This is a genomic window from Photorhabdus antumapuensis (assembly GCF_020387775.1).
GTDB classification, from domain to species: Bacteria; Pseudomonadota; Gammaproteobacteria; order Enterobacterales; family Enterobacteriaceae; genus Photorhabdus; species Photorhabdus antumapuensis.
On record NZ_JAHZMK010000021.1, the window covers coordinates 38,674 to 56,624 of the forward strand.

General features: G+C 43.0%; 13 protein-coding genes, 1 tRNA gene and 2 pseudogenes. 8 read left to right on the forward strand and 8 right to left on the reverse strand.

Features of this window, described 5'->3' with window-relative positions; translation table 11 throughout:
- The first annotated feature begins 45 nt into the window (after window positions 1-45).
- From KZ793_RS08330 to KZ793_RS23060, 5 genes and pseudogenes are all read left to right on the forward strand, one after another.
- Window positions 46-957, forward strand: a complete 912-nt coding sequence (locus tag KZ793_RS08330) for a Fe(3+) dicitrate ABC transporter substrate-binding protein FecB (RefSeq protein WP_225814928.1) — start codon at window positions 46-48, stop codon at window positions 955-957.
- Window positions 954-1,952 carry an iron-dicitrate ABC transporter permease FecC gene (gene fecC / locus KZ793_RS08335; RefSeq protein ID WP_225814929.1) on the forward strand — a complete coding sequence of 333 codons (999 nt, stop codon included), beginning with the start codon at window positions 954-956 and terminating at the stop codon, window positions 1,950-1,952. The genes KZ793_RS08330 and fecC overlap by 4 nt, the downstream gene beginning before the upstream one ends.
- Window positions 1,949-2,905 (forward strand): Fe(3+) dicitrate ABC transporter permease subunit FecD, encoded by a 957-nt coding sequence (fecD, locus tag KZ793_RS08340; RefSeq protein ID WP_225814930.1) that lies wholly within the window; start codon window positions 1,949-1,951, stop codon window positions 2,903-2,905. The genes fecC and fecD overlap by 4 nt, the downstream gene beginning before the upstream one ends.
- The gene (gene fecE, locus KZ793_RS08345; protein WP_225814931.1) at window positions 2,906-3,673 is read left to right on the forward strand and encodes a Fe(3+) dicitrate ABC transporter ATP-binding protein FecE; all 768 of its coding nucleotides are present in this window, start codon (window positions 2,906-2,908) and stop codon (window positions 3,671-3,673) included.
- A 50-nt stretch (window positions 3,674-3,723) separates the two neighbouring features.
- Window positions 3,724-3,834 (forward strand): annotated as a pseudogene (locus KZ793_RS23060) (IS982 family transposase); the annotation flags it as partial.
- Window positions 3,835-3,851: 17 nt separating this feature from the next.
- On the opposite strand, the gene KZ793_RS08350 reads toward KZ793_RS23060, so the two are convergent.
- Both KZ793_RS08350 and KZ793_RS08355 read right to left on the reverse strand, forming a co-directional pair.
- Window positions 3,852-4,247, reverse strand: a complete 396-nt coding sequence (locus KZ793_RS08350; protein ID WP_225814932.1) for a DUF1240 domain-containing protein — start codon at window positions 4,245-4,247, stop codon at window positions 3,852-3,854.
- A complete protein-coding gene (locus tag KZ793_RS08355; RefSeq protein ID WP_225814933.1) occupies window positions 4,244-5,128 on the reverse strand; it encodes a hypothetical protein in 885 nt (294 codons plus the stop codon). Before KZ793_RS08355 ends, KZ793_RS08350 begins: the two co-directional genes overlap by 4 nt.
- 466 nt (window positions 5,129-5,594) lie before the next feature.
- On the opposite strand from KZ793_RS08355, the gene KZ793_RS08360 reads away from it, so the two are divergent.
- Together KZ793_RS08360 and KZ793_RS08365 are read left to right on the forward strand one after the other, a co-directional pair.
- Window positions 5,595-7,991 (forward strand): DEAD/DEAH box helicase family protein, encoded by a 2,397-nt coding sequence (locus KZ793_RS08360; RefSeq protein ID WP_225814934.1) that lies wholly within the window; start codon window positions 5,595-5,597, stop codon window positions 7,989-7,991.
- A gap of 15 nt (window positions 7,992-8,006) precedes the next feature.
- Window positions 8,007-8,906, forward strand: coding sequence for a DEAD/DEAH box helicase (locus KZ793_RS08365; RefSeq protein ID WP_225814935.1), 900 nt, complete (start codon window positions 8,007-8,009; stop codon window positions 8,904-8,906).
- Between the two features lie 277 nt (window positions 8,907-9,183).
- Here KZ793_RS08365 and KZ793_RS08370 read toward each other — a convergent pair whose 3' ends face one another.
- The 4 genes and pseudogenes from KZ793_RS08370 to KZ793_RS08385 all read right to left on the reverse strand — a co-directional run bounded on the left by KZ793_RS08370 (window position 9,184) and on the right by KZ793_RS08385 (window position 13,979).
- Window positions 9,184-10,947 carry a hypothetical protein gene (locus KZ793_RS08370; RefSeq protein WP_225814936.1) on the reverse strand — a complete coding sequence of 588 codons (1,764 nt, stop codon included), beginning with the start codon at window positions 10,945-10,947 and terminating at the stop codon, window positions 9,184-9,186.
- An 8-nt stretch (window positions 10,948-10,955) separates the two neighbouring features.
- The gene (locus KZ793_RS08375; RefSeq protein ID WP_225814937.1) at window positions 10,956-12,065 is read right to left on the reverse strand and encodes a DUF4297 domain-containing protein; all 1,110 of its coding nucleotides are present in this window, start codon (window positions 12,063-12,065) and stop codon (window positions 10,956-10,958) included.
- Window positions 12,066-12,439: 374 nt separating this feature from the next.
- A pseudogene (locus KZ793_RS08380) lies at window positions 12,440-13,695 on the reverse strand (tyrosine-type recombinase/integrase).
- A 199-nt stretch (window positions 13,696-13,894) separates the two neighbouring features.
- Window positions 13,895-13,979: transfer RNA gene (locus tag KZ793_RS08385), tRNA-Leu, on the reverse strand.
- Between the two features lie 407 nt (window positions 13,980-14,386).
- On the opposite strand from KZ793_RS08385, the gene ampH reads away from it, so the two are divergent.
- Window positions 14,387-15,604, forward strand: a complete 1,218-nt coding sequence (gene ampH / locus KZ793_RS08390; protein WP_225814938.1) for a D-alanyl-D-alanine-carboxypeptidase/endopeptidase AmpH — start codon at window positions 14,387-14,389, stop codon at window positions 15,602-15,604.
- 112 nt (window positions 15,605-15,716) lie between these two features.
- Here ampH and lptG read toward each other — a convergent pair whose 3' ends face one another.
- Both lptG and lptF read right to left on the reverse strand, forming a co-directional pair.
- A complete protein-coding gene (lptG, locus tag KZ793_RS08395; RefSeq protein WP_225814939.1) occupies window positions 15,717-16,796 on the reverse strand; it encodes an LPS export ABC transporter permease LptG in 1,080 nt (359 codons plus the stop codon).
- Entirely contained in the window at window positions 16,796-17,896 is a 1,101-nt protein-coding gene (gene lptF / locus KZ793_RS08400) for an LPS export ABC transporter permease LptF (RefSeq protein WP_225814940.1), read from the reverse strand. The genes lptG and lptF overlap by 1 nt, the downstream gene beginning before the upstream one ends.
- Window positions 17,897-17,951 lie beyond the last annotated feature (55 nt).

Below are 17,951 nucleotides of genomic sequence, written 5' to 3' on the forward strand. Positions count from 1 at the left end.
TTTCGCCGGGCCATTGCCCGGCTTTGCTATTTCTGGAGTTAAGTTATGTCTGCACCGATTCACGTCATGTTTATCGTTTTGCTCTTCTTCACCAGCCTGCCCCACGCCATGGCGGCGGTCACGGTGCAAGATGAGCAGGGCAATTTTACCCTCAATACCGTTCCTCAGCGCGTGGTCGTACTAGAACTGTCGTTTGCGGACGCGTTGGCCGCCATCAATATCAGCCCGGTGGGGATTGCCGATGATAATGATTCGCAGCGCATCCTCGCGGACGTTCGCCAGCGTATTAAGCCCTGGCAATCAACGGGCATTCGCGCCCAGCCAAGCCTTGAAGCTATTAGCGCGTTGAAGCCCGATCTCATCATTGCAGACAGCCAACGCCACGCGGGGATTTATCGGGCACTCAAGGGCATCTCGCCCGTCCTGCTGCTAAAGTCTCGCAACGAAACCTACGCAGAAAACCTGCAATCTGCCGCGATCATCGGCAAAGTGATGGGAAAAGATAATGAGATGCAAAAACGGCTGGCAGAACATCATGAACGCATGAAAGACTATGCCAGCCAGTTGCCACAAGGCGTCAGTGTGGTTTTTGGCACCTCGCGCGAACAGCAATTTAACCTGCACTCCAACGACACCTATACCGGCAGCGTCTTAACGGCATTAGGGCTGAAAGTTCCCACGCCAGTTAATCACGCAGCAATGGCTTCTCTCAGCCTTGAACAGTTACTGGCCCTTAATCCTGACTGGCTTATCGTGGCCCACTATCGCCAGGAAAGCATCGTGAAGCGCTGGCAGCAGGATGCGCTGTGGCAGATGATGACGGCACAGCACAAACATCAGATAGCGGCGGTAGACAGCAACACCTGGGCGCGCATGCGCGGGATATTCGCCGCTGAACACATTGGCAGTGATGCGGTAAAAATCTTCCATCATCAGCCGGTTAACGAAACTCCATGAGATGCCACCATCATCCGATCTGGCGCTGGGGATTGCCGCTGGTTGCACTGTTTAGTGCGTTCTGGCTAAGCCTGTTTTGTTATTCTGCTATCCCCATTCCCGCCATCAGCTCGCTTAAAGCGCTAGTGCCAGGTCATATACCGACACTGCCGGAAGCGCTGGTTATCAATCTGCGGCTACCACGCAGTCTGGTTGCTATTCTACTCGGTGCAGCTCTGGCATTGGCCGGTGCACTACTCCAGACTCTCACTCATAATCCTCTGGCCTCCCCCTCCTTACTGGGCATTAACAGTGGCGCAGCACTGGCAATGGCGCTGGTCAGCGCTTTCAGTCCAGCACCGTTAGCCGGATATTCCATTTCCCTGATGGCGGCCTGCGGCGGTGGAATTAGCTGGATGATGGTGATGGCCGCAAGTGGAAGCTGGCAACAAAAATACAATCGCAACCAGCTAATTCTGGCGGGCATTGCCTTATCTGCCTTATGTATGGCATTAACACGTATTACGCTACTACTTGCCGAAGATCATGCTTACGGCATTTTCTACTGGCTGGCTGGTGGGGTCTCCCATGTCCGCTGGCCTGAGTTCTGGCAACTATTCCCTTTCGTAGTGGTCACTGCACCTGTGGTTTTGTTGTCGGCTAAATCGCTTAATCTGCTCAACGCTGGCGATGTCAGTGCCCATACGCTCGGCGTGAACCTGACGCGCCTGCGTATCTTCGTCAGTCTGGCGGTACTGATTCTGGTGGGAGCCTGTGTCAGTGTGGCAGGGCCAATCGTATTTATTGGCCTGCTGATGCCGCATCTGGCGCGCTTCTGGGTTGGCTACGATCTGCGCCGCACACTGCCAATGAGTATGTTACTGGGAGCAGTGTTTATGTTACTTGCGGATTTACTGGCCCGTGCACTGGCCTGGCCAGGAGAACTCCCGGCAGGTGCAGTGCTGGCTCTGATTGGCGCCCCCTGCTTTGTCTGGCTGGCAAGGAGGCGAACATGAATCGTCAAGTTATCGTACTTTTGGTAATGTTGCTGACGGCTACGCTGGTGCTAGCGCTACGTATGGGTGCGCAACCACTTCCCTGGGAAGCGTTAATCAGCGGCTGGCAACCCAGTGACAAACACCACTTTGTGTTAACACAGTACCGCCTACCGCGCATTTTACTGGCCATCACTGTAGGCGCTGCGCTGGCGCTTTCCGGCGTTCTGGTTCAGGGTATTGTTCGTAATCCTCTGGCCTCCCCCGATGTGTTGGGAGTAAATCACGCAGCAAGCCTAGCATCCGTGAGTGCACTGATCCTTTTCCCTTCTCTGCCAGTGCAGTGGCTTCCGCTCCTCGCTTTTGGTGGTGGAATGGCCGCACTAATCCTGCTACGGGCGATTGCTGGCCCCTCTTCGCCGCTGAGCCTTGCACTGGTTGGCGTGGCGCTTTCAGCTACCTGGACAAGCATCACCGACTACCTAATGCTTTCACGCCCGCAAGATATCAACAACGCACTTTTGTGGCTGACAGGCAGTCTGTGGGGACGCGACTGGCAATTTGTGGCTATAGCCCTGCCGATATTGATGATACTGATACCACTCAGCCTGCGCTTTTGTCGCGATTTAGATTTGCTGGCACTCGGTGATGACAGCGCCAGCACACTGGGCGTTTCGCTCCTACACGTACAATCCTGGGGATTAATGCTGGCAGTAGCGCTTGCTGCAACAGGCGTCGCCGTTTGCGGGCCAATTGGCTTTATCAGTCTCGTGGTACCCCATCTCGTTCGCAAACTTGTAGGAGGACGGCATCGCTGGCTTATACCAGCATCCATGCTTATGGGGGCTCAGGTCTTGTTGCTAGCCGATTTGCTGGCAAGGACCATAAACCCACCAATCGAGCTGCCTGCGGGTGTGTTAACCGCCATCATTGGCGCCCCTTATTTCTTCTGGCTTTTAGTGAGGACACGTTAAATGCAACTGGCTACGGAAAAGTTATCTGCGGGCTACGGGGAGAAACGCATTCTGAATGACCTGTCTCTCACCCTCCCAACCGGGAAAATCACGGCGCTACTCGGCCCCAACGGCTGCGGGAAATCGACATTACTGAAATGCTTTTCACGGCTATTAACACCATTATCTGGAAAGATAACAATAGATAGTGAACCTTTAACACACTTTTCCTCACGCAAGCTCGCCAGACATCTGGCGCTCTTACCGCAACACCCTCTCACTCCAGAGGGGATCGCTGTCCATGAACTGGTTGCATACGGACGCAGCCCCTGGCTTACATTCTGGGGGCGTTTAACATCTCATGATCGTCATCTTGTACAACAAGCAATGGAAAAAACGCAGATTAGTCATCTTGCCGATAAACGCGTTACCGACCTTTCAGGCGGACAACGCCAGCGCACTTTTCTGGCAATGGTTCTGGCCCAAAATACACCGTTGGTCCTACTCGATGAACCCACTACGTATCTTGACATCAACCATCAAGTGGAATTGATGAAGTTGCTGCGTGAGCTGAACAACGAAGGAAAAACAGTCGTCACCATACTCCACGACCTTAATCAGGCCAGCCGGTATTGTGACCATCTGGTGCTGCTTTCGCAAGGGCAGGTTGTCGCCCAAGGCTCGCCAGAAGAGGTTATGACACCGAAATTATTACAGCGGGTATTCAGCATCAAAGCAGAAATTCATCCCGAGCCGGTTTCAGGTAAACCAATGTGTGTGGTGTGTTAAGAGGGAATTTAATGTAACTGTTGGCTCTCTTCTCCAGTACAGCTTAGTATGTTCGGTTTTTGTTAGAGATTGTGTCGGGATTAATTGTTTATACCTTCCAAGCCAAAAAGCCGAGCTTGAATTTACGTGATGCTGAAATTGCTGCTTTTAGGCAAAGTTGATGTTATTTACAAAATTTTTACTCACACAATTTAATGTCTTTGACATAAGTTGTAGGCGACATCCATGAAATCTTTTCACACACTAAATAGCCGTCATTTTTTAACTTATAACCAACATAAAAAGAGATAGGAAAGCTAACGATAAATGATGCAATCATCAGCATAGTTAAGTATCTGATAATCAGCTTATTAAATTTCGGCAATCGATCAAAAACAAAGAAAAAAATGGAGCCTGATATAGCATAAAATATTAAAGGAAATGAAATAAAATACATAACAATAGTGCCAGAAAATATTATTTTTTCTTTCATTAAAATCAATGAAAAAACACACTCGCTTACTAAGTACATTATAGAAGTAACTATTATTAATAATATTATCCCGTATGTGATTTTTACATACTTATTATTCATTTTATTTTACCTAAGCTGTTAAATACATGCTGTAAATTTCCTTCTGGCAACCTTGGTTTTCTTTCCATTTTTTCTTTTATTAACTCTATTAACTTTTTACTTATTCCATATCTTGCATCCAGAATTTCCAGACCAATAGCAACCCCCAATCCAACAAGAAGAACAACTCCAGCAGCGGCAATAATACTACCACCTAAAATAGCTGTAGCAGTCACAAATGAACCCGCAGCCCAAGAAGTAGCCGCAATTATTGCCGTTTTAGCCATATCAACAGTTATATTGCCAATGAAATCGGCTAAGGTATATTCATCTTTAAAAACAGCTTCAATCGTTCGATACATAACAGAAAAGATAATGCAGAATTTAACCCCTTTAACAATACTTGAATTCAGACCTTGCTGTCCTATACCCATCGATAGCATTTTAAGATTGTTAGCACCGTATCGCGTTCCTGTAATAATACGTCTAAGACCTGCATGACCTGATATTTTTATATAACACTTGCCATTTTTATCAAAATATTCCGTTGCTGTGATCCCTATACTTTTAAACTCTCTGACAATCGCGTAAAATCCAAAAAAATCATGTATATTTCCGGCAAAAGGTGAAATGGGATCGGTAACATAGAAAACCTTTTCATGGTAATTATTTAATTTTATTTTTGGTCTTGTTGGTGAAAAAGGGTTAATATCACTTAAAATACTCACAGCTTCCTCTGGAGTGAGAAGTGCAATATATATGGTATTATCACTCAATACCTTTTCTAACCCTACAGCATCAAAGAATTCATGTTGAGGTTTTAACTGATTAATACCTACATTACCCCTTAAAAAATCCCCCATGTAACCTTCCACACTGGGATCATATTTTTTATATTTCATGTACCCTCTTTACTCCAGTTTAATTTTACTTATTTTTAACATCTTCGTTTATATAACAAACAGGGTCAACAAAAATAATTTAATTCCTGCCGGATGATACTCCCTGAAAATCTTTTTACATCTCTCAACTGCGCACACTATACACATTTTTCTGTAGGCTTTTATTTATCTGACTTTGTAAGGGCTAATACCGTGTTCCCTACTGACAAAATCCTCTTAAAACGCGGTGAAATTTTGATTTACAGCGAAGCGGGGATCTGAGGGGATTTACCGTCATCAAAAGGAAAACTTGGCGTTAAAGAGGAAAATGAAGATGAATATAAGGAGGAGATGAATAAAGTATGAGGGGTTTTGCTACTAGACTGTGACGTATGTCATAACGCTTAAGCCAAACGCCTACAAAACTCATATTGATTGCTGTACTCTTATCATTCAAGGCATTTGTTAGATAATTCAAAGAGCTATGATGACCGCAACTTCCCTTTCGAATGATATTCTCCGTACCTGGCAACGTATAGAGTTCTTCCAACCTTATACTCTTGAAAAAAAAGATAAAAGTTTACTCATTCCGCTTAAAACACTCTATCAGTTGGGAGATAAGGCACTACCCTGGCTTTCGTCAGAACTCCGTCAACAACATGATATTCCCGACCAAAAAGTCTTATACAACTTGTACGTCGGTTTGTTTGATAAAGCTATCGCTAACACGATCAGCCAAGCGGTGTTCGGCCCAGATGAAGGGTATTATGCAGAAGAATTTGAGCAACGGCTGGATAAAGAAGGAACAACCTGCTTTGCCAAAATTCCATTAGGCGCGGAAGGAAACCCTGCTCTGGATAAATTTTCAGTGAGTTCTCTTCCCTGGGCTTTAGGGCACCTGCGTGATGAACGTTTTGAACAGCTTAATACGAAGATATTTTCAGCCAGTTGCGAGCATCTTAAAAATATCCTCGGCAACTTTAGCGTTTCTCTGAGGCCAATACGAGAAAATGGCCCCGGTATTTTAAAAGCAAGTGATATTTTAACACTGCTGACAACACATCTGGTGAGTTGGGCAGATTTTGAACCTCAATGGCAATATGCTTTACAAATAGACTGGATGGAGGGAAATGGCGACTGTACAGAAGCATCACAAGAAAATGGTGATGAAATTGAAGAAGAAGTCAGCGCCAATGATAAAACCTTTGCACTCCCTATTTTAAATAGTTTTTTCTTTGAGGACATTGAATACGCTATTACGGCCCTGAAACGAGGAGATAGATGCAAAGCTCTCAGAACGTATCTTTCTCATCATAGTGTTTCAAGGAATCCAGACCTTTATTCACAAGACGGGCTTGCCTCCATTATCAGGCAACTGCATCCAGCGAACATGCCTCTTGGACGCTGGCCTTCCGACCCCACACATGCCATGTCGCTAATGCAGCAATTTGCTATTAATACGGCGATAGAAGAACTCGCTGACGGTGGGCTGCTTTCTGTCAACGGCCCTCCGGGAACTGGAAAAACGACGCTTCTGCGCGATCTAGTAGCACATAACATTGTTGAACGAGCGAAGATACTTACGCGTTATCAAAAAGTCGATGACACACTGGACAATTCCGGTTTTATTGTGAATGAACTCACTGGTTTCGAAATGATCATTGTGTCATCCAACAACGCAGCAGCAGAAAACATATCAAAAGAATTGCCGCAAAAGAAATCATTGGCTGAAGAATTCCAATCGCTTGACTATTTAGCACCAACCGCAAACCAGATAGCTGCCGAAAACCGCCCAAAGCGCGAACATAAAAAAAGTAAAAATAGTCAGGGAAAAGTTAAAACCTATCACCTCTATCGTCCATTGAAGAAAGAGAAACAATGCTGGGGGATCATTTCCGCTGCTCTGGGCAAAAAACCGAACCGAACTAAATTTTCTCAGCGCTTATTTTTTGATGAACATTTTTTACGTGATACCCCAACTGAAGCCTCTCGTCCCGCTGAAGAGAATTTTCTCAGTCTTTGGAGCTGGAGGCATTATCACAATCCCATCTCTTTCGCCACCGCTAAAAAACGTTTCCTCGTATGTCTGGAAAAAACAAAAAAACTTCAACAACAACTAGAAATGTTTGTGCATCTGATAGAAAAACAGCATGACAATTCACTCGACACGTTATCACTAAAGCTGAAGCAAACAGAAGAACTGTACGAAACTCAGCTTAACAGGCTGGAACAGGTGAAAACAGAACAGGACGTATTAGGAAAACAGCTCCAACATGCGGAACAGCAACAAAAAATTATCGAAAGTGATGCGCCAGGATGGCTAATGCGTCTGATGAATCGCAAGCGAGTGCATGCGTATAAAGAAACGTTGCGGTGTGCACAACACGAGGTATTAAGACTGATGGGGTTGCAAGCCGAACAAGCCCAACGTGTTGCGGAACAACGCAAGTCAGTTAATGACATAACTGAAAAAAAGCGAACCTTACAACAGGATATCGAAAAAATTATTCAACAACGGGAGAATGACTATCGTTCACTGCAAACTTTGAAACAGCAGTTTTCCGATATCACGTTGCCAGATATCAACCAACCTATCACTGATGCAACATTACAACGAACGGCCTTTTGGCAGAACGCACAGATAAATCGTCAACGTTCCACATTATTTATCACAGCGATGGAACTTCATCAGGCTTGGCTTTATGAAGCACTAGTAGTACCTCGTTTTAAAGACTGCATAATATTTAATCTCGCGGCTTTTTTAGCACAACCTCATTCCGAAATCACGCCTATACGCTGGTGGCAAACGCTGTTTATGTTTGTGCCCGTATTATCCACAACTTTCGCATCTATGGGGCGCATGTTTCATGGAGTGGAAAGCTAAGAACTCGGTTGGTTAATGATCGATGAAGCCGGTCAGGCACCTCCACAACAAGCTGTCGGGGGACTCTGGCGGGCAAAACGGGTATTGGTCGTTGGAGACCCTTTGCAGATTGAACCGGTATTTACGACCCCTCCGCCGTTGGTTGAACGTCTTTGCCTGGATGCTCTGAATGAAAAGGCCAAAGACTGGAATCCAGGATTACTTTCAGTGCAGCAGGTTGCTGATCGCGTCAATCATTGGGGATGTGAATTAGAAGTAATGAACGACCTGATCTGGCTAGGTATTCCATTGTGGGTACACCGTCGTTGTATTGAACCGATGTTTAGTTTAGCTAATAGGATGACCTACAATGGCCGCATGATTCATGGGCTTGATGCGGACAAGATTCGCTGCCAACCTGTGAACAGCATTCTGGAAAATCATTGGCTGGCATCGGTTGGGGGGACAGGTGAAAAACAATATCGTGACAGCCACGGTAAAGATTTGCTCAGGCTATTAGACCAACTGCTTGCTGCTAATGTCTCGCTCCATTCGATTTACGTTATTACACCGTTCAAGGCGGTTAAATCCGCACTTTGTGAGTTACTGGAAAAACGCGATTTGGCTATCTGGCGGCAATCTATGCCATTGATAACCCGAAAAGAGCTTAATGTATGGCAAAAAAACTGTACCGGTACAGTGCATACTTTTCAGGGCAAAGAAAACGATATTGTCATTTTTGTTTTGGGCTGCGACGAAAATAATGATAGTGGCGCAAAATGGGCTGCCAGCAAGCCTAATCTGTTAAACGTTGCGCTCACTCGAGCAAAAAAACACATTTTCATAATTGGCGATCCAGCAGTATGGCATGATTTGCCTTGGTTTCGTGATGTAGCCAGAGAGTTGCCAATGGAGGCATATCATCATTTACAATAACTCCAAAGTGGAATTATCAAAAAACGAGTAACGAAATGAGTAAACAGTCCTTATACCGTCAAGCAACACTGCCTCACAAATTGCATTATTCGTAACATGAATCTGAAGGTGATTAGGGTTATCTAAGCTAACCCGAATATATGGACACCGACTTAATTCAAGTAGGTGTCCATATATTCGGGTTAATTAAAACAAAGTGCCGGATAAAAAAACCAGCACTTTGTCAATAATCTGAGCCAACGAGTAAATTTACTCGCTGGCTTTTAATTTGAATAAATTATTCGATAAGTAGACAAGTATCAACGTAGATATCAAGGTTTAAATCCAAAGGCTTAGATAAAAACGTTCTCTCATGTTTTCCATCACCAATAAAAAATAGCTTCGTATTACTAGGGAAATATCGGTCCTTAATATCCTGAGCCTTAGTTCTTCTGACAACGTTCACTTCCTTACCATCTTTTACCAATTTATCATCAGTATACTCTGAGATAGATACGAATGATTGAGTATCTGAGGGAAGATTTTTTCCTACAAAAGACAGGATAAGGGCGAAATTTCTATCATCGATATCTTCCTTAAGGATTGCATCAAGCATAAATGGAAGTCTGTGTATTTTAGCGGTCTTTTCTATTAGAGCATTTAATGCAAAATGATATGACATTACAGTTTTGTGCAACTCAACGCCCTGGAAAGGGAAAGAATTAATTTTATAAAGTTCTATGTATCTAGGTTCTTTTACGTTGAACAACTGCATCTGATTAAGATATTTTTGAAATATACTCTTAAAATCTTTTTCCTTGCTCAATCGGGCAGAGAAAAGAGACTGCTCCTCTCCCATGTCATCAATTAATAATTTAAGCTCGTCAACCCTTGACATATACTCCTCTATCTCTCCATGTATATTACTTAAAAGTCGTACGTTTGCTTTATTGTCGATCCATGTATCAACAGAAATGTTTTGTGCTTTTTTCTCAAGGAAATATGAATACTTAGAGGATATATCAATTTCTAGATTTTTAATTTTCGCCAACGAACCATTTATGTCGGACTGAATTTTTTGCATTTTAATATTGATTTGCTCTAAAAGCTTATCTGTATCATTAATATTTTGATAAAAACTGTACAACCCCTCCAAGGAATATGGGAGTATTTGCGTACAGGCAGGACAACGATCGATATTATTAAAGCTTTGAGTATTTATATTTCTCTTGGTTCTTCTCAATATCTTGATATGATTTTTAGTCAATGATAACTTATTGCATAAGTTTGTATAAATATCGCGTTCTTCATCTAACAATTCTACTGAATGGATGTAACCATCGATATATTTTTGAGCTTCATCACCAAATTCCTCATCCAATAATTTCGATACTATTAAGCGAGGTTCATTACTATACTTATTTAACGAAGAAATTTGAGACTGAAGTTGTGCCCTTTCATTTTTTAGTTGATAATAATATTCTCGATCAAATTTATTTTCAATACCCAAATAATAATCTAGATATGTGTCTTTAAAATCTTTATAAAAACCAAGATTAGAAAAGGACTCCCTTAAGTAAACCCAACCAACAGACTGAGAAATATAATAAGGAAGGAACATGCATTCTATTGAAGCTTTTTTCAACTCACCTTTCTGCTCTAAAAACATATCAAAGTCAAATAATTGAGAAAGCTTCTCTTTAAGTTTTATATGTTCAACTCGAGAGTCAGCATCAACCCCATGAAAACCAACAACATCTTGCGCCATCTTTTTTAAATACACACTGCCTGAACTTCTTACTATTGTATATTTCTCTTCTATCCCCCCTTTATTAATACAGAAATCCAATCTAAAAATAGGGTTGTACCTAAGAATTTCATTTAACCCATCTTTCACATCATTTATACCAAAAGTAAATAAAATACTTTGCATTAAAGTACTTTTACCAGAAGTATTGCATCCGCTAATTATATTTATTGCATGTGAAAATTTCTGGTCAAAATACATACCGTGAGTTTCAGAAACAACAAACAGTCTATCAAATCTGATAATTGTCTTCATGATATTCCTTAATCATAGCACTCAATATAAGAACAAAGAACTGCAAAAAAAGTATCAATGCTATTTAGACTTAGAGAGTGACATTTTCTAATACCATGAACATATGCAGTTAACATGTCTTGAAGAGTATAGTGCTGAGTTGTGTAATCGTTATTTCTAATGAAGTTTTTAATAACTTGATAATCATAATTACTCATATCTTTGAGCAATTCAAAAGAGTTTATTATATAACTTTCATGATTTTTCTGTATATTTATTGGTATTCTAAATTGTATTGAGAATTGCTGAGCAGCGGCTCGCCAGTGATCGAATGCCTTTTGTTGTGAGTCAATTATTTCCATAACCTTCTTAACCTCCTCACCTTCAACCCTTTTTGTAGGGTCAAGCAAGCATATCTCCTGCCCTTGGTTGTATACTGTCTCCACATCCCTAAATAGATTAAGTATTACATCAATAGCTGCTTTCGCATCAGCTATATGAGGAAATCTCTTAGACATTAGTCCTATAAGGGATTCTTTTTGTTTAGCCGCTGTTCTAGGAAAATCTACCCACTGAATAATTAGATTATCTAGTTCTTGTCGATGGAAAACAGAAGACTCTTCATTACAAATTTCAGTAATTTTCTCTTCAATTTTATTTTTAATGTTTTGATGCAATTTATCATATAAGCAGACAAAGTTCTGCTCATTTATCTTTAATATCTGTTCAACAGCACCTTCACTCTTTAGCTTCTTTGTTGGTGAGTATTTTAATTCTATTTCTGTATTTGAGATAAACGTTAACTGATGCTTATAATCTTCACTTTTTTCGAAAGAATCATTTCTTAGATTATCTCCAACCAATAGTATTTTCGATACCACCTCTGAGAATCTAGTATCTATAGTCCATATTTTCCCGCTGAGTTTTTTGGCTTGGTAGGCATGAATCTCATTAATATAACTTAAGCAGTCAGTTTTAAAGCAGAAGAGAAAATCATCGTGATGCTCAATACAAATAAAAAAATTCTTATTTATAAAAGAACTAAAATTGTCTAATAGAAGATATAGCGCACAGTTTCTTTGAAACTTGAAACCAGTTAACGCATCAACTCCAGCATTTGCCGCTTTATTTTTAGCCACCCCACTCTCCTACAATAGCTAAAAATTTCAATTGTTACCCAGCTGTCCTGGCTGAATGCAAATGAAACCATTTAACGCGATATGTATCACGAAAACTGGAAAAAATAAAATTACGTCAACGTTTTTAGTGATCTAATGCACTGTTTAATTTACTGTTTTTATATACAATCAAGAGCCATAGATATCTTACAAAAGGGAAAGATGTTAGATATCCTCTTTCCCTGTTCACAGATTTAAAGGGTCTTAGTTAGCATAGCTCGACAAAATCCCCATACCACCGCTCCTTCTCCCTTCCTGATACTGTGCATGGCTGTAGACTACGAAGGTCCTAAATTTGACCTAGTTATCTAAACACTCTCGTGCCCTGAATCACCTCATCTATTCCTCTTTTCAAAATCAAACGGACTTATTGACTTCTCCCGATTCACATCCAGATAATCCGCCCACCACTGTAACATCAACCGACGTTCATCCAGACGCTCAGCCTTGTGAATGTAAGCCGCTCGCACTGAGTTACGTTCCATATGGCTCATTTGTCTTTTTACCGCATTTCTCGACCACAACCCCGATTCAATCAGCGAGCTACACGCCATCGTTCTGAAACCATGCCCACAAACCTCCACCTTCGTGTCATAGCCCATAACACGAAGCGCCTTGTTCACAGTGTTTTCACTCATCGGTTTGCGAGGGTCATGACCCCCTATGAAAACAAAATCACGATCCCCACTGAGCTTATGAACCTCTTTAAGAATTGCTAACACTTGACGAGACAATGGCACCAAATGAGGCTTGCGCATTTTTGAACCACGTTGTAAGTGCCTTATCCCTTCGATAGCTTCTCGTTCTGCCGGTATCGTCCACATTGCTGTTTCAAAATCGATATCAGACCAGCGAGCGAAGCGCAATTCACTGGAACGAATGAAGATTAACAACGTGAGCTCAACAGCCAGACGGGGCAAAGGGCGTCCCGTATAACCATCAATCCGGTGGAGTAGTTCTGGTAAGCGATTTAGCTCAAGTGCCGGACGATGGACACGATTACTTGAAGCGACAGCTCCAGCCATTTCTTGGGCAGGGTTGTAATCGATTAAGCCACTTTGCACTGCATAGCGCATGATAGCTGTTGTTCGTTGCTGAAGACGAGAAGCGACTTCAAAGCGACCTGTCGCCTCTACAACTTTGATTGGTGCAAGCAGATCGCGAGTTTTAAGTTCTTCGATACTACGCTTGCCAATAGCCGGAAACAGATTGTCCTCCAGACTCTTAAGCACTCGCCGACTATGATCTTCCGACCATTTCTTATTAGCGGTATGCCACTCTCTGGCAACCGATTCAAATGTAATGGCCTCTTTCACCTGTTCTTCTTTCACAGCACGTTTATGCTCACGAGGATCGATACCGGCAGCAACCAGCTTTCTGGCCTCTTCCCTCTTTTGTCTAGCGTCAGCTAATGATGTTTCAGGATAAACACCAAACGCCATCAGGTGCTGCTTACCTCCAAAGCGAAAACGAAACCACCAATATTTTGAGCCATTAGGGTGAATAAGCAAAACATGCCATCCCCATCAACAAGGGTGTACTCCTTTTCCTGAGGTTTTGCAGAACGCACTTTGATATCTGTCAGAGCCATAACGGTTCTCCTTCCATGTACCGCTGTGAGTATATAACCATTATCGAACCAACATATATACTCGGTTCTATACTCACAAGCGACTTGATGTGGATTGACTCAGATTGACTTCTGTTGAAAGGAAAATCGCGGAAAGCCTTGTGTGACGCGGATTTCAGGCACAAAAAAAGACGCCAGTTAACGTCCATTGATGTTCCGTTGGTGCCGAAGGCCGGACTCGAACCGGCACACCCGAAGGCGGTTGATTTTGAATCAACTGCGTCTACCGATTTCGCCACTTCGGCACTGAAGTAGTATGCGGAAAACGAGGGCCATTATACCTGTCAGCGATCTGTTAGCAACTGTTATCCTTCTAACTTTGGTTTAAATGTCGAAAAAAAGATCAAACCCATCTCTCAGCACAAATGTGCGTTCAATTACTGAACATAAAAGCCTTAAATAAATACACCCAGCAATATCTTTTCTACCTGACGTCGATAGACAACCTATAATCACCTTATATAATCTCAACATGATAATTCGCTATGAGGTAAATGGTTATGACGATTATTAGCTGGATTGGCGCCGGGATCTTTTTGGGCATTGTCATTGGCGCGTTAATGATGCTGTTTAAGAAGAATAAATAACAGCTTTTGCTATCTTTATCCTGTTTGTGAATTCACTGGAAATATGCCTGATTGGTCAATTCAAAATGAATAAACAGTTTTTTAAGATCTTCTCTATTTCTGCCATAGTGTTGGCTCTTACAGCCTGCTCTTCTTCAAATAAAACATTTTCGGTAAAGTTTTTGCAACCAAAGAAACAACCATTGAAATGGGAAGTGTTCGAAGGCAATGCGAGAACTAAAAAGCTAGCTTCACAGTTGGTTGATCAATATGCACAGGATATTTTTGACGGCAGTAATGCGCAAGGCATGGCGATGGTGGTGATTGATAATAATCAGACGGTTTACCGCAGTTTCGGTGAAACACGTCCGGGAAGTGGTATCCGTCCGAAGCCCGATTCACTCATCCGTATTGCCTCGCTAACCAAGCTGATGACCAGTGAGATTATGATCAAGCTCGAAGAGGATGAGGTTCTGCGCTCCACCGATCCATTGCAGGATTATAGCTATTATGGCGTGAAAGTGCCCCAATACAGCCCTCTTCAACCTATCCGGTTGTTCCATCTGGCAAGCCATACCAGTGGCTTACCTCGTGAGCAGCCGGGCGGTAAATGGGGGCGCCCTGTTTTTGTCTGGCCTGCACAAGCCAATCGCTGGGTCTGGTTAAAAACAGCTCAATTAGACTCCGCACCAGGCACAACAGCATCTTATTCCAATCTGGCTTACGATTTATTGGCAGATGCGCTCTCTAAGGCTACAGGTAAGCCATATACCCGTTTGTTATACGATAAAATCACCGGCCCTTATTACATGAAAGACACTACACTGACACCAAACCGTTCTCAGTGTGCTCGTTTGATGGAAAGTTATAAACCGAGTCCGTGTCTTAATACTGTTGCTGCGGCAGGCAGTGGTGGAATCTATTCAACGCCAAAAGATATGCAGCGCTGGATGCAGCAATTTTTATCCTCAGACAGTCAATTACGTAAACAAACGGCCAGTCGCGAACAAGGGATTTATTTTAAACGTTCCAATCTGGCTTCAATTAAAGGGATGGATGTTGCCGGTCAGGCAGATGGCGTTGGCCTTGGTTGGGTTTACATGAACGCTCATGGTGATGTGCCGGGTATTTATCAGAAAACCGGCGGTGGCGGAGGATTCAATACGTATATGGCAATGATCCCCGAACAAAATATCGGGGTGTTTGTTGTGATCACTCGTAAACAACACAGCCAGTTCAGTAGCGTAACAACGGGGGTTAATCAACTAGTAACTGCATTGTCGAAAAATCACCATCAAGCTTGAACCTTTTACGTCCTAAAATCGAGATATCCAAGATAGGGTTTCTTAGCCAAAAACCCTATCCCTATGTTGCCTCTAATATCTGGCTCCATACTGGTACCACTATTTCTAGAAGCTACTGTCTTCTCTTAAGGAGTAAATAAATACTCACAGTAAGGAACAATAGGCTTGGTAACAGTGCCGCCAAAACCGCTGGCACGCTGTACACCAAACTCAGTGGGCCAAAGATCTCATTAAGTACATAAAATAGGAAGCCGAAACTGATCCCTGTTACTATCCTCACTCCCATCGGCACACTGCGCAGTGGTCCGAAGATAAAAGAGAGTGCCATCAACATCATCACTGCAACTGAAAGCGGCGCAAATATTTTTTTCCACATATTCAGTTGATAACGGCCTGATTCCTGTTCACTCTGCTTAAGGTACTTGATGTACTGATATAAGCCACTGATAGAAAGCGCTTCTGGCTCAAGTGCTACCACATTCAACTGTTCTGGCGTCAGGAGAATTTTCCAGTCAGCAGAAATATGTTGTGATCCAGTGATTTTTTTGCTGTCTGTCAGATCAGATTCTTCCACCTGAGAAAGCTTCCACAGGTCGTTATCATTATCATAAACCGCACTGGCTGCATACTTTACAGAGAGTAGTTTTTTTTCATCACTAAAATGATAGATATTGACGCCTTTAATCTCTGTATCACTCACAATCCGCTGGATGTAGATAAAATCGTCCCCATCTATCGTCCACATACCTTTATTTGTTGAAACCAGAGAACCACCAAGCATCTTCTGAGCCCGGTAATTACGCGCCATCTGTTCACCTTGTGGCGCGACCCACTCTCCGATAACCATAGTCAGGATTACCAACGGAATAGCCGTTTTCATCACTGAGCCAGCAATCTGCATACGGGTAAATCCAGAAGCCTGCATAACCACCAACTCACTACGGTTCGCCAGCGTACCAAGCCCCAGCAAGGCGCCAAGTAAAGCTGCCATCGGGAAGAATATCTGAATATCTTTCGGCACACTTAGCAAAACATAGAGACCAGAGGAAATAGTGGTATATTCCCCCTGTCCCACTTTTCTTAACTGCTCAACAAACTTAATAATGCCAGAGAGTGATACCAGCATAAACAGCGTCATCAGAATAGTCTGTAGAATAGTCCGCCCGATATAACGATCCAATACACCAAACATCAGGCTACTCCTCTGCCGTTGAAACGAGCCCGGAGCCTACGCACCGGCAACGTATCCCAAATATTGAGAACCAGCGCCAATATCAGATAAGTCCCATTAGTCAGCCACATCCAAATCATCGGGTCCAATTTGCCTTTACTACCGTTAGAACGCAGAGAGCTTTGCAATAAGAAGAAAATCAGATAAAGCAACATTGCAGGCAACATGCTTAACACTCGCCCTTGACGTGGGTTCACCACACTTAACGGTACAACCATCATAGCCATAATCAGCACCGAGAGCACCAGAGTCAGACGCCAATGGAACTCAGCGCGGGAATCCTTATCATTATCCTGCCATAACTGGATAATAGACTTCTGTTCAACTTTACTATTATCTACGATTGAAGTCTGATGCCCGACAATCGCTTGATAATCACGGAACTCAGTGATCCTAAAATCACGCAGCATTGCAGTGCCTTCATAACGAGTACCATGATTAAGGACGACCACCTGTTTGCCATCAGGTCGCTCCACCATATGACCGCTATCAGAGATCACAACGGAAGGACGCTGGTTATCAACAGGGCGAAGTTGGGCAAGGAATACGTTTTCAAATTTATTGCCGTGCACATTGCCAATATAGAGCACCAGATTACCATCCTCGGAAGGCTTGAACCTCCCTTCCATGATCGCTGCCAAGCGTGGGTTAGCTTTAGCATCAGCTACCACCTGCTCTTGATATTTCGAGGACCACGGCATGACCCAAATGACATTCACTGCCGCTAACGCGGAAGTTAACAACGCCAGAATAAGCGCCGAAACCACCAGCACACGCTTGCCCAAACCACACGCATGCATAACAGTAATTTCACTTTCAGTATAGAGTTTACTGAAAGTCATCAATACCCCAAGAAACAGACTCAGGGGCAAAATCAACTGCGCCATTTCAGGCACACCTAATCCTAACAAGGATAAAACTAAATTTGCCGGGACGTTTCCTTCCACTGCGGCACCCAAAATTTCGACTAATCTCTGACAGAAAAAGATCAGTAAAAGGATAAAGAGTATCGCAACTTGGCTTTTCAGGGTTTCCCGTACCAGATATCTAATGATGATCACGCTTATTACGCCTGTGAAAACTTGTCTTTTTGCAGGAAAATCGCTAACTTCATTG